The sequence below is a fragment of the Pseudomonas sp. H3_D04 genome, assembly GCF_054669175.1.
The window spans coordinates 4,915,533-4,928,203 of sequence record NZ_CP162801.1 but is presented as its reverse complement, the minus strand read 5'-3'; the positions used below and the strand labels follow the sequence as shown (position 1 = coordinate 4,928,203).

Annotated in this window: 12 protein-coding genes; 8 read left to right on the top strand and 4 right to left on the bottom strand. The window is 58.3% G+C overall.

The window, feature by feature from the left end; all coding sequences use genetic code 11:
* Positions 1-40: 40 nt before the first annotated feature.
* Positions 41-1,735: a lactate permease LctP family transporter gene (locus tag AB4N91_RS22850; RefSeq protein WP_077747381.1), complete on the bottom strand. Its 1,695-nt coding sequence runs from the start codon at positions 1,733-1,735 to the stop codon at positions 41-43.
* Between the two features lie 262 nt (positions 1,736-1,997).
* Here AB4N91_RS22850 and AB4N91_RS22845 point away from each other — a divergent pair, with 262 nt between their 5' ends.
* On the top strand, positions 1,998-2,765 hold the full coding sequence (locus AB4N91_RS22845; RefSeq protein ID WP_010463546.1) for a GntR family transcriptional regulator: 768 nt from the start codon (positions 1,998-2,000) through the stop codon (positions 2,763-2,765).
* Between the two features lie 49 nt (positions 2,766-2,814).
* Here the strand turns inward: AB4N91_RS22845 and smpB are convergent, their stop codons facing one another.
* The gene (gene smpB / locus AB4N91_RS22840) at positions 2,815-3,297 is read right to left on the bottom strand and encodes an SsrA-binding protein SmpB (RefSeq protein ID WP_007900551.1); all 483 of its coding nucleotides are present in this window, start codon (positions 3,295-3,297) and stop codon (positions 2,815-2,817) included.
* 118 nt (positions 3,298-3,415) lie between these two features.
* Between smpB and AB4N91_RS22835 the strand changes: the two genes are divergently transcribed.
* Genes AB4N91_RS22835 through AB4N91_RS22825 form a run of 3 tightly spaced genes read left to right on the top strand, consistent with a single transcriptional unit; the run spans position 3,416 to position 5,569 of the window.
* Entirely contained in the window at positions 3,416-4,831 is a 1,416-nt protein-coding gene (locus AB4N91_RS22835) for a sodium-dependent transporter (protein ID WP_460111786.1), read from the top strand.
* Positions 4,828-5,262, top strand: coding sequence for a type II toxin-antitoxin system RatA family toxin (locus tag AB4N91_RS22830; RefSeq protein WP_010463538.1), 435 nt, complete (start codon positions 4,828-4,830; stop codon positions 5,260-5,262). Before AB4N91_RS22835 ends, AB4N91_RS22830 begins: the two co-directional genes overlap by 4 nt.
* Positions 5,255-5,569 (top strand): RnfH family protein, encoded by a 315-nt coding sequence (locus AB4N91_RS22825; RefSeq protein ID WP_102593595.1) that lies wholly within the window; start codon positions 5,255-5,257, stop codon positions 5,567-5,569. Before AB4N91_RS22830 ends, AB4N91_RS22825 begins: the two co-directional genes overlap by 8 nt.
* Positions 5,570-5,630: 61 nt before the next feature.
* On the opposite strand, the gene AB4N91_RS22820 is transcribed toward AB4N91_RS22825, so the two are convergent.
* The gene (locus AB4N91_RS22820) at positions 5,631-6,164 is read right to left on the bottom strand and encodes an outer membrane protein assembly factor BamE (protein WP_154911890.1); all 534 of its coding nucleotides are present in this window, start codon (positions 6,162-6,164) and stop codon (positions 5,631-5,633) included.
* 97 nt (positions 6,165-6,261) lie between these two features.
* Between AB4N91_RS22820 and fur the strand changes: the two genes are divergently transcribed.
* Positions 6,262-6,666, top strand: a complete 405-nt coding sequence (fur, locus tag AB4N91_RS22815) for a ferric iron uptake transcriptional regulator (RefSeq protein ID WP_003197684.1) — start codon at positions 6,262-6,264, stop codon at positions 6,664-6,666.
* 75 nt (positions 6,667-6,741) lie between these two features.
* On the opposite strand, the gene recN is transcribed toward fur, so the two are convergent.
* Positions 6,742-8,415, bottom strand: a complete 1,674-nt coding sequence (recN, locus tag AB4N91_RS22810; protein ID WP_145309772.1) for a DNA repair protein RecN — start codon at positions 8,413-8,415, stop codon at positions 6,742-6,744.
* 239 nt (positions 8,416-8,654) lie between these two features.
* Here recN and grpE point away from each other — a divergent pair, with 239 nt between their 5' ends.
* From grpE to dnaJ, 3 genes are all read left to right on the top strand, one after another.
* Positions 8,655-9,221, top strand: coding sequence for a nucleotide exchange factor GrpE (gene grpE, locus AB4N91_RS22805; protein WP_077747384.1), 567 nt, complete (start codon positions 8,655-8,657; stop codon positions 9,219-9,221).
* 103 nt (positions 9,222-9,324) lie between these two features.
* Positions 9,325-11,241 (top strand): molecular chaperone DnaK, encoded by a 1,917-nt coding sequence (gene dnaK / locus AB4N91_RS22800; RefSeq protein ID WP_077747385.1) that lies wholly within the window; start codon positions 9,325-9,327, stop codon positions 11,239-11,241.
* Between the two features lie 297 nt (positions 11,242-11,538).
* The gene (gene dnaJ / locus AB4N91_RS22795; protein ID WP_010463516.1) at positions 11,539-12,663 is read left to right on the top strand and encodes a molecular chaperone DnaJ; all 1,125 of its coding nucleotides are present in this window, start codon (positions 11,539-11,541) and stop codon (positions 12,661-12,663) included.
* Positions 12,664-12,671 lie beyond the last annotated feature (8 nt).

Genomic DNA, 12,671 nt, shown 5'->3' with positions numbered 1-12,671 from the left:
CGTGGTCCGGCGTCGGTTTTTTCGATGTGGCTTGTAGTCCCTAGTGCACCAACATGCCAGTGAGCCAGTAGGCCTGGATGTAGGTGATCAGGCCGACGATGGTTGCAAAGAACAGACTGTGCTTGAGGGTGAAGCGGAACAGGTCCGATTCCTTGCCCACCAGACCGGTGGCGGCGCAGGCCACGGCGATCGATTGCGGCGAGATCATCTTGCCGGTCACGCCGCCGCTGGTGTTCGCCGCGACTAACAGCACATCGCTCACGCCGATCTGGTGCGCAGTGGTTGCTTGCAACGAACTGAACAGCGCGTTGGACGAGGTGTCGGACCCGGTCAGGAACACGCCCAGCCAGCCGAGGAATGGCGAGAAGAACGGGAATGCCGCGCCAGTGCCTGCCAATACCAGTGCCATGGTCGAAGACATGCCCGAGTAGTTGGTGACGAAGGCGAACGCCAACACCATGCCGATCGACAGAATCGGCCAGCGCAGCTCGTAGAAGGTCTCTTTCAAAGTGGTAAGACCAGTTTTGATGTTGATCTTCAGCACCAGCATCGAGATCAGCGCGGAGAAGAAAATCGCCGTGCCGGTCGCGGAAATCGGATCGAGTTTGAACACCGCTGTAATGGCAGTCGGCGCAGTCACGATCGGTGCGACCTTGATCACCATCTGATCCAGGTGCGGGATGGCGAAGTTGAACACCCAGCTGTACATCGAACCGCCAGCGGCGAACATGGCCTTGAACGGTTTCAGGGTCCAGATGGTGACCAGCACGGTGAGGATCAGGAACGGCGACCAGGCTTTGACGATTTCGAACAGGCTGTAAGGCGACGCCACGCTGGTGCGCGGCTGGCCGAAACCACCGGCGCTGGCGGTCACAACGGAGGCCGAGACGGCACCGGCGATGTGTTGGCCGGCGGCGCGTTTTGGCTGCCAGACTTTCAGGAACAGCGTCAGGGAAATCAGGCTGGCCAGGGCCGAGGTGATGTCCGGCAACTCAGGGCCGATGAAGTTCGACGTGAAGTATTGGGTGATGGCAAAGCTCAAGCCGGCCACCAGCGCAGCAGGCCAGGTTTCCCGAACGCCGCGCAGGCCGTCCATCATGAACACCAGCCAGAACGGCACGAACAGCGACAGCAACGGCAGTTGGCGGCCGGTCATGGCGCCGATCTTGAACGCGTCAATGCCGGTCACTTGCCCGGCCACGATGATCGGAATCCCCAGGGCACCGAAGGCCACTGGCGCGGTGTTGGCGATCAGGCACAGGCCAGCGGCGTACAGTGGGTTGAAGCCCAGTCCTACAAGCAGCGCGGCGGTAATCGCTACCGGTGCACCGAAACCAGCGGCACCTTCCAGGAACGCACCGAAGCAGAAACCGATCAGCAGCACCTGCAAACGCTGGTCGTCGGTGATCGACAATACCGAGCTGCGGATCACTTCGAACTGACCACTCTTGACCGTCAGTTTGTAGAGGAACACGGCCGCGACAATGATCCAGGCAATCGGCCACAGACCGTAGGCAAAGCCATAGCCTGCGGCGGCGAAGGCCATATCGACCGGCATCTGGAAGGCAAAGATCGCAACGGCGATGGACAACGCCAGGGTGATGCTGCCGGCCACATGGCCTTTGAGGCGGAACACCGCCAACGCCAGGAAGAAAAACACGATGGGAATAACGGCCGCGAGCGCGGAAACGCCAAGGCTGCCGAGCGGGGTATAGAGCTGTTGCCAGGTTTGCATATGGGGTGGCCCCTAATTGTTGTTGGTCAGGCACTGGTCAGCGTTCTTGGATAATTGGTAATACCAATTTACAATCGCTGTTGGCTAGGGTAAAAGCCTTGTATGCGGTGTGTCAATTTGTCGCCCTAAAACTTTTGTCGAATAAGTGCTGAATAGTGGGCGTGATCCGCTTTAACAAATGCCGTCTGGTAGGTGCTGGCACAGCGCCGATAGGCCAGAATAGAGGGCCCGGCGAGCCGTCGGGACCGTGGAGAATTGAGTTATGGGGTTTGATCAGATTCGTCAGCGCCGTTTGTCTGACGATATTGTCGAGCAACTCGAGGGGATGATCCTCGAAGGCACGTTGAAGTCTGGCGAGCGCTTGCCGGCCGAGCGCGCGTTGGCCGAGCAGTTCGGCGTGTCACGCCCCTCGTTGCGCGAGGCGATTCAGAAACTGGCGGCCAAAGGCTTGTTGGTCAGTCGCCAGGGCGGCGGCAATTATGTGGTGGAGTCGCTGGGTTCAACCTTCAGCGATCCACTGTTGCATCTGCTGGAAAGCAACCCGGAAGCCCAGCGCGATCTGCTGGAATTTCGTCATACGCTGGAAGCGTCCTGCGCCTATTACGCGGCGCTGCGCGCCACGGATGTCGATCGCGAGCGACTGACGGCGGCATTCAATGAATTGCAGGACTGCTACACGCGTCACGATGAGGTGAGTCGGGCGGAAGAGGGCGCGGCGGATGCGAAATTTCATTTGGCGATTGCCGAAGCCAGTCACAACGCTGTGTTGCTGCACACCATTCGCGGGCTGTTCGATCTGCTCAAGCGCAACGTGGTGACCAACATTGGCGGCATGTACAAGCAGCGCACGGAAACCCGCGACATGCTGATCACGCAACATCGGGAGCTGTACCTGGCGATTATCGAAGGGCGGGCGGAACAGGCGCGGGAAGTCTCCAGCCGACATATTTTGTATGTGCAGGAAGTGCTGGAAGAAGTGCGTCAGGAAGTGCAGCGCATGGCCCGGGCGGAGCGGCGCAAGGGGATGTAGCCATGATCGTCCCCACGCTCCGCGTGGGAACGATCATCAGACCGAAAGATTAATCTTCCTTGCCCTTGTTGCGCACCGCACGCTGCAACTCGCGACCGGCGTCGCGTTCGCGTTCGGTATCACGCTTGTCGTATTCCTTCTTGCCCTTGCCCAGAGCGATCTCGCACTTGACCATGTGCTTGCTCCAGTACCAGGACAGGCACACGCAGGCATAGCCTTTTTGCTGCACGGCGGCGGCCAGCTTTTCAAGCTCGCGGCGGTTGAGCAACAATTTGCGGGTGCGGGTCGGATCGGCGATGACGTGGGTGCTGGCGGTCATCAGCGGCGTAATGTGGCTGCCGAGCAGCCAGGCTTCGCCATCCTTGAGCAGCACGTAACTGTCAACCAGTTGCAGCTTGCTTGCCCGCAGACTTTTTACTTCCCAGCCGGCCAGGACCAGACCAGCCTCGAACTTATGCTCGATGAAGTAATCGTGTCGCGCCTTTTTGTTTTGCGCGATGGTCCCTGTTGGGTGTTTCTTCTGTTTAGCCATAGGGGCGGCATTATAGGGAGTTGCACGCGAGTCGGCTACGGTATCGCTACGTGCTTGAGCAGGTTGATTGAATCCCGGACAATGCGGCCTCTTTTTTGAACGCTTGGGCGTGATAACGATGTCGACAGACAAGGTTTCTGTCCACGGCAGTTGGGCTAGCCGCTGGGTCTTCATACTCGCCGCGACCGGTTCGGCCGTGGGCCTGGGTAGTATCTGGAAATTCCCGTACATGGTCGGCGTCTACGGGGGCGGCGCCTTCGTGCTGATGTTCCTGGCCTGTATCGCGCTGATCGGCGTGCCGGTCATGCTGGCCGAAACCCTGATCGGCCGCCGCGCGCGGCAGAGTCCGGCCAACGCCTTGAAGGTGCTGGCGGTGGAGGCGGGGCATTCGGGCAAGTGGTCCTGGGGCGCATTCGCCGGGATGATCACGGCGTTGCTGATCCTGTCTTTCTATAGTGTGGTCGGCGGCTGGTCGCTGGATTACATCATCGACATGGGCCGTGGCGACTTCCAGGGCGCAACGCCCGATCAGGTCGGCGCGTACTTTGGCAATGTGATCGCCGATCCGTGGCGCCTGACACTTTGGCACACGATTTTCATGCTGCTGTCTGCCGTCGTCATCGCCAAAGGCGTGGTCGCCGGGCTTGAACGCAGCCTGCGGATCATGATGCCGCTGCTTTTCGTGATGATTCTGGTGCTGCTGGGCTACAGCATGACCACCGGGCATTTCATGGAAGGCGTGCACTTCATGTTCGACTTCCACCCGGAAAAAGTCCTCGACGGCTTGTTGCCGGCCATGGGGCACGCGTTCTTCTCCCTGAGTGTGGGCGTTGGTTCGATCATGATTTACGGCGCTTACATGCCCAAGCATTCGTCGATCTCCGGCACCGTGGTCGGCGTGGCGCTGCTCGACACCTTCGTTTCCCTGGTGGCTGGTCTGGCATTGTTTCCGATTGTGTTCGCTGCGGGCTTGAACCCGAGCGAAGGCCCGGGCCTGATGTTTGTCAGCCTGCCGTTCGCCTTCGGTAACGTAGCGTTCGGCCAGTTGATGGGCGTAGTGTTCTTCGTACTGGTCGCGGTGGCTGCCTGGAGCTCGGCGATTTCCCTGCTCGAGCCGATGGTGGCTTACCTGGTCGAGCGCACGAAAGTCAGTCGCGCCTGGGTGACTTTCTGGCTGGCGTTTATCTGCTGGTTCGTGGGGTTGGGCACGGTGTTTTCCTTCAATATCTGGAAGGAAGCCAAATTTTTCGTGAACGAAGGCGGGATGTTCCATCTCTATCAATGGGGTGCGGCAGGTGGCCTGGACTTCTTTGGCGTGATCGATTTCTTCACGTCGCGGATCATGTTGCCACTCGGTGGTTTGTGTTTCGTGGTGTTTGCGGGCTGGGTGATGGGGCGTGAAGCGGTGCGCGACGAGTTGTCGGTCCGCAACCCTGCGCTGTTCGCCCTGTCCTTGTTCTTGATGCGCTATGTGGCGCCCATCGGCATTCTCGTAGTGTTTGCCGCACAGCTGTGGGAAGTGACGCTGACATGACGACACACATTCAACGTTCGGCTCTGCTGCCTTACCCGGCGCAAGCGCTGTATGACCTGGTCAACGACGTGGCGCGTTACCCGGAATTTCTGCCGTGGTGTTCCACTGCTGAAGTGCTGGAAAGCACTCCCGAGCACATGCGTGCCAGCGTGGGCGTGGCCAAGGGTGGGTTGAGTCAGCATTTTGTTACCAGAAACACTTTAGTGCCCGGCCATTCAATCGAGATGAACCTCGAGGAAGGCCCTTTCACCCAGTTGCATGGCATTTGGGTGTTCAAGCCGTTGGGCGAAAAGGCCTGCAAGATCAGTCTGGACCTGTCCTTCGATTACGCCGGGCCGATTGTTCGCGCAACCTTGGGGCCGCTGTTCAATCAGGCCGCAAACACGTTGGTGGACGCGTTTTGCCAGCGCGCCAAACAAATGCATGGTTGAGTCGAAGGTTGACGTCGAGGTGGTCTACGCCGCAGTTGATCGTCAGGTGCTTCTCGCAGTGTCGGTGCCAGCAGGAACGACGGTGCGCGCGGCTTTGCTGGCGTCAGGCGTTGGCGAGACCTTCGCGGAGCTGGATCTGACCCATTGCCCGGTGGGGATCTTCGGTAAAGTAATTACTGATGCGGACACTCGTCCTGTCCAGGCGGGTGATCGCATCGAGATTTACCGGCCATTGCTGGCAGATCCGAAAGAGGTTCGTCGGCTGCGTGCCGCCAAGGCTGCTGAGGCCAAGGCCCGGAATCAGTAAGCCGCCCAAGCGCCAGACAATAAAAAACCCGGACATGCCGGGTTTTTTATTGCGTCGCAAATTATTGCGGCGAGGTTTCCAGCGGTTCTGGCGTCGGGACCGGAACGGTTTCTACACCGTCTACGTCCTTCTGGATCTGGTCCAGCAACGAGCCTGGCTTGACCGGTTTTTCCGGTTTCGGCTTCTCGGCGTTTTCTGCTGGTGCTGGTGCAGTGACTGTTGTGCCACTGTCCTTGCCGAGAATGGCTTCGTCGCGGCTCACGCCTGGCATGAAATCACCAGAGAGGCTGACAAGTTGGTCATTTGGGTTGAAGATAACGCTAATGCGTTCCTGTTGGCGTTCACCGCCACCCGGTTGCAGGCTGTACAGATAATCCCAGCGATCGGCATGGAACGTGTCGGTCAGCAGAGGGTTGCCCATGATAAACCGTACTTGCTTACGGGTCATTCCCGGGCGTAACTGGTTTATCATGTCCTGCGTGACGACATTGCCCTGCTGGATGTCGATTTTGTAAACCCCGGGGAATGAACAACCGGCGAGTGCGAGCAGTCCCACAAAGGTGAAACTGGTTAGCAAGAGCTTGGTGTTTTGCATCGGTGGGCGACTTCCACTATCTTGGCTGGGACAACGTAAACGCCGATCATACCCGCATTAAGAGAAGCTGCGAAGCAGCATCGCGAGAAAGCTGACCATGGTTGAAAATAGCGAACTACGCAAAGCCGGCCTCAAAGTGACCCTTCCACGGGTCAAAATTCTGCAAATGCTCGATTCCGCCGAGCAACGCCACATGAGTGCCGAGGATGTTTACAAGGCGCTGATGGAGGCTGGTGAGGACGTCGGTCTGGCCACGGTTTACCGTGTACTGACTCAGTTCGAGGCAGCTGGCCTTGTGGTGCGGCACAACTTCGACGGAGGCCATGCGGTCTTCGAGCTGGATGACGGCAAGCATCACGACCATATGGTCAACGTCGAAACCAGCGAAGTGATCGAATTCTTCGACGAAGAAATCGAGCGTCTGCAGAAAGCCATCGTCGATAAGTACGGCTTCGAGATGGTTGATCACAATCTGGTGCTGTACGTGCGCAAGAAAAAGTAAGCATGTCGCGCGAATTTTACATTCGCGAAACGAGCGAAGGCGACCCAAGGGTCGCCTTCGTGCTTTCTGCCGTCCTTAAATTTTTGCGGTGACGACCATTTTTTTCGCGTGAGCCAGGGATTCCTTGGTCAGATCGATGCCACCCAGCATCCGCGCTACTTCTTCGACGCGATCATTCTTGCTCAGTTTGGAAACAGCCGTGTGGGTCGCCTCTTCGCCGCGCACCTTGTGCACGAATAGATGTTGATGGCCCTGGGCGGCCACTTGCGGCAAGTGGGTCACTGTCAGCACCTGTCCGCGTTCACCGAGGCGACGTAGCAGTTGGCCAACGATCTCGGCGGTGGGGCCTCCGATGCCCACGTCCACCTCATCGAATACAAGTGTCGGCACTCGTGAGGTCTGCGCGGTGATCACCTGAATAGCCAGGCTGATTCGTGACAGTTCGCCACCCGAGGCCACTTTGGCCAAGGCTTTTAATGGCTGACCGGGGTTGGCGCTGACCAGCAGCTCGACCTGCTCCAGTCCATTAGGCAGCAGTTCGTCGCTGCTGTTAGGACGTAATTCGATAGTGAAGCGCCCGCCGGGCATGCCCAGTCGCTGGATTTCCTGTTCCACGGCGCTGGCCAGGCTGTTCGAGGCTTGATGGCGCAGGTCGCTTAGTTCTCGAGCCTTCTCCTGATAATGACGGGCATAAGAAGCCAGCTCATCGCTCAGTCGCTCGATGGATTCATCGTTGGCGTTCAGGGTTTCGATTTCATCCAGCAAGCGCTGCTGCATCTCGGCGACTTCGGTCGGCTGGATGCGGTGCTTGCGCGCCATGGTGTAGATCGCATCCAGGCGTTCTTCCAGGTATTGAAGGCGTGCCGGGTCGGCGTCGAAGTTGTCGAGAAAGCGGTTGAGCTCGCCCACGGCTTCTTCGACCTGTATCTGTGCGCTGGTCAGCAGGCTGCTGGCTTCACCCAGTGCGCCGATCGAGTTATTGACGCTCGATAGACGATTGAGGCTGGCGGTCAGCGCGTTCAGGACATTCCCGGAATCACTTTCGCTGCATTGCTCGACCACTTGCCGACAGATACCCAGCAGGGTTTCTGCGTTGGTGAGGTTCTTGTGCTCCTGTTCCAGGTGTTCCAGCTCGTTTTCGCCGAGGCCTAGGTTTTCCAGCTCTTCGAGCTGATAGCTGAGCAATTGATGGCGAGCGCGCTGCTCGTCGCCGGAATTGGAGAGGCGCTCCAGCTCCTGGCGAGTCTGGCGCCAGCGTTGGGCGGCCAGATGCACCTGGCGGGCAAGATCAGTGGCGCCGGCGTATTCGTCGAGCAAGCGGCGGTGAGTGTCGGTCTTGAGCAGGGATTGGTGTTCGTGCTGGCTGTGGATATCGATCAGCAGTTCGCCGAGGGCTTTGAGGTCGCCGAGCGGGCAGGGCGTGCCGTTGATATAGCCACGAGAGCGTCCTTCGGCGGTGATGACCCGTCGCAGGATGCACGGGCCGTCGCTTTCCAGGTCGCGCTCTGCCAGCCAGGCGCTGGCTTCCGGGATGTCGACCAGGTCGAAGGTTGCAAGGATGTCGGCCTTGTCGGCGCCGGGACGGACCACGCCGCTGTCGGCACGGTCGCCCAGGGTCAGGCCGAGGGCGTCGAGCATGATCGACTTGCCGGCACCGGTTTCCCCGGTTATCACGCTCATCCCGCGATCGAGCTCGAGATCGAGATGTTCAACGATGGCGTAGTTATGTACGGACAGGTGCACCAGCATAAAGGCCGCTCCCAGGCTTTAGGTCTGGTTATTTATACAGTGTTTTATTTGCGGCTGACAATGCCCCTGAAGTGCTCGATCGCCTCGGTCTGACGAAATGCCTGGTCGTCGCGTAATCACAATGCAGCGTTTTTTGTAGGGTTAATCGCAACCCGCCCCTTGAAGCTGATTTTTGCGGCCCCATATACCGGGACAGAAGCGCGAGTTGAGCTCGCGGACGTTATTGAAAGGAGAATTCTATGGCTGACGAACAGACAGTGGATACGCAAAATCTAGACGCCGATCAGGCTGCCCCGGATTCGGGTGATGAACTGGCGGCTCGCGTACAAGTGCTCGAGGAGCAATTGGCTGGCGCTCATGATCAAGCTTTGCGTGTAGCGGCTGATCTGCAGAACGTCCGCCGTCGAGCCGAGCAGGACGTAGAAAAAGCGCACAAATTCGCCCTGGAAAAATTTGCTGGCGATTTGTTGCCGATCATCGACAGCCTGGAGCGTGGCCTGGAGTTGTCCAACCCGGATGACGAAAGCATCCGCCCAATGCGCGAAGGCATCGAGCTGACCCTGAAAATGTTCCAGGACACCCTGAAGCGTTATCAGTTGGAAGTGATCGATCCGCATGGCGAGCCGTTCAATGCCGTTCAGCACCAGGCAATGGCCATGCAGGAAAGCGCCGACGTTGAGCCGAACAGCGTGCTCAAGGTGTTCCAGAAAGGGTATCAGCTCAACGGTCGTCTGCTGCGCCCGGCCATGGTTGTGGTGAGCAAGGCCCCTGCGCCAGTTTCGCCTTCTATTGATGAGCAGGCTTGAAATTAGCCACAAGGCCCCCATTTAGAAGTCAAGCGTTTAAGTGCTACCGCAGTTAGCCACCACTGCTGCGGCAACCAAATCCAAAAGTTTCGGGAGAATAAACATGGGCAAAATTATCGGTATCGACCTGGGGACTACCAACTCCTGCGTCTCCGTGCTTGAAAACGGCGTAGCCAAAGTTATCGAAAACGCTGAAGGCGCGCGTACCACGCCGTCGATCATCGCTTACGCCAACGACGGCGAAATCCTGGTTGGCCAGTCCGCCAAGCGTCAAGCTGTGACCAATCCGCATAACACCCTGTACGCGGTGAAGCGTCTGATCGGTCGTAAGTTCGACGAAGAAGTCGTACAGAAAGACATCAAGATGGTCCCGTACAAAATCGCCAAGGCTGACAACGGCGACGCATGGGTAGAAGTGAACGGCCAGAAAATGTCGCCGCCACAGATCTCGGCTGAAATTCTGAAGAAAATGAAGAAGACCGCCGAAGACTACCTCGGCGAGCCAGTGACCGAAGCGGTCATCACCGTTCCGGCTTACTTCAACGACAGCCAGCGTCAAGCCACCAAAGACGCCGGCCGTATTGCTGGCCTGGACGTAAAACGTATCATCAACGAACCGACCGCGGCCGCTCTGGCCTACGGTATGGACAAGGCGAAGGGCGATCACACCGTGATCGTTTACGACTTGGGCGGCGGTACCTTCGACGTTTCCGTGATCGAAATCGCTGAAGTCGATGGCGAGCACCAGTTCGAAGTATTGGCCACCAACGGTGACACTTTCCTGGGCGGTGAAGACTTTGACATTCGTCTGATCGACTACCTCGTCGACGAATTCAAGAAAGAAAGCGGCATGAACCTCAAAGGTGACCCGCTGGCCATGCAGCGCCTGAAAGAAGCCGCTGAAAAAGCCAAGATCGAACTGTCCTCGAGCATGTCGACTGATGTGAACCTGCCGTACATCACTGCAGACGCCACCGGTCCTAAGCACTTGAACGTGAAAATCTCCCGCGCCAAGCTCGAAGCGCTGGTAGAAGACCTGGTTCAGCGCACCATCGAACCTTGCCGCATCGCGCTGAAAGACTCCGGTATCGACGTTGGCGCCATCAACGACGTGATCCTGGTGGGCGGTCAGACCCGTATGCCACTGGTTCAGAAGTTGGTGACCGAGTTCTTCGGTAAAGAAGCACGTAAAGACGTGAACCCGGACGAAGCCGTTGCCATGGGTGCTGCTATCCAGGGTGCCGTACTGGCCGGTGACGTAAAAGACGTTCTGCTGCTCGACGTCAGCCCGCTGACCCTGGGTATCGAAACCATGGGTGGCGTGATGACCGCGCTGATCGAGAAAAACACCACGATTCCTACCAAGAAATCGCAAGTGTTCTCGACTGCCGACGACAATCAGGGCGCCGTGACCATTCACGTGCTGCAAGGTGAGCGTAAGCAAGCGGCACAGAACAAGTCCCTGGGCAAGTTCGACCTGGCCGAGATTCCACCAGCACCACGTGGCGTGCCACAAATTGAAGTGACCTTCGACATCGACGCCAACGGCATCCTGCACGTAGGCGCCAAAGACAAGGCCACCGGCAAGACTCAGTCGATCGTGATCAAGGCCAACTCCGGTCTGTCCGAGGAAGAGATTCAGCAGATGATTCGCGATGCTGAAGCCAACGCCGAAGAAGACAGCAAGTTCGAAGCACTGGCCGCAGCCCGCAACCAGGGCGATGCACTGGTTCACTCGACTCGCAAAATGGTCGCTGACGCTGGCGATAAAGTGACGGCTGAAGAGAAGACTGCAATCGAAGCCGCTGTTGTTGCTTTGGAAGCCGCTGTCAAAGGCGACGACAAGGCTGCAATCGAAGCCAAGGTTGAAGAGTTGTCCAAAGTCTCCGCTCCAGTGGCGCAGAAGATGTACGCCGAACAGGCCCAGCCTGCCGAAGGCGCGGCACCTAACGACGAAAAAGCCGAAAAAGCCGACGACGTTGTTGATGCCGAGTTCGAAGAAGTCAAAGACCACAAGTAAGTTGTTGGTCGCCCGGTTGACTGCCTTCTGGCGGTGACTGGTAGGATGTCGCCGCGCGGGAGCTTGCTCCCGCGTTGGCGTGTCTGGAGTTAGCGAATTTTTACAGCATGCGACAACGCTCGAATGCTGGCGGTATGGCCGGGAATGCTCCTGCTTCTCGAGCTGAAAGTACCGCATTGAATCAAAGACCAGGATCGTTGAATTGACGTGAGTTGGGTCCGGGCCTGTATTGGGGCTCAACGAGTTTGGCGAGGCTCAGGAGGGGTTTGCCGGACGTCCTTAAGAGTGCAAAGACTTATGGCAAAGCGTGACTATTACGAAATATTGGGTGTTGAGCGTGGTTCAAGCGAAGCAGACCTGAAAAAGGCCTACCGTCGCCTGGCGATGAAGCATCACCCGGACCGTAATCCCGATGACAAAGCGTCGGAAGAGATGTTCAAGGAGGCCAACGAGGCCTACGAAGTACTGTCCGATTCCAGCAAGCGCGCGGCCTACGACCAGTACGGTCATGCCGGCGTCGACCCGAGCATGGGTGGCGGCGGTGCCGGATTTGGCGGTCAGAACTTCTCCGACATCTTTGGTGATGTCTTCAGTGACTTCTTCGGTGGTGGTCGCGGCGGTGCCCGTGGCGGCGCTCAGCGCGGCAGCGACTTGCGTTACACCCTGGAGCTGAACCTGGAAGAAGCGGTGCGCGGCACGACCGTGAATATCCGCGTTCCGACACTGGTCAACTGCAAGCCCTGCGACGGCTCGGGTGCCAAGAAAGGCTCCTCGCCAGTGACCTGCCCGACATGCGGCGGTATTGGCCAGGTGCGCATGCAGCAGGGCTTCTTCTCGGTGCAGCAGACCTGCCCGCGTTGCCATGGCCAGGGCAAGATCATTTCCGACCCGTGCAACTCCTGCAACGGCGAAGGCCGCGTCGAAGAGTACAAAACCCTCTCGGTGAAAGTACCGGCCGGTGTGGATACCGGTGATCGCATTCGTCTGTCCGGCGAAGGCGAGGCGGGTGCGCAGGGTGGACCGACGGGCGATCTGTACGTGGTGATCAATGTGCGCGAGCACGCGATCTTCCAGCGCGACGGCAAGCACCTGTTCTGCGAGGTGCCGATCAGTTTTGTTGATGCTGCGCTGGGCGGCGAGCTGGAGATTCCGACCCTTGATGGTCGAGTCAAACTGAAAATCCCTGAAGGGACCCAGACCGGCAAGCAGTTCCGTGTTCGCGGCAAAGGCGTTGCGCCTGTGCGTGGCGGTGGAGCCGGTGACTTGATGTGCCGTGTGGCGGTCGAAACCCCGGTCAACCTGGGTCGTCGTCAGCGCGAATTGCTGGAAGAGTTCCGCAGCTCGCTGGCGGATGACAACAGCCATTCGCCGAAAACCACCGGTTGGTTCGAAGGCGTAAAGCGCTTCTTCGGCGATTTGTAAGGAGACAG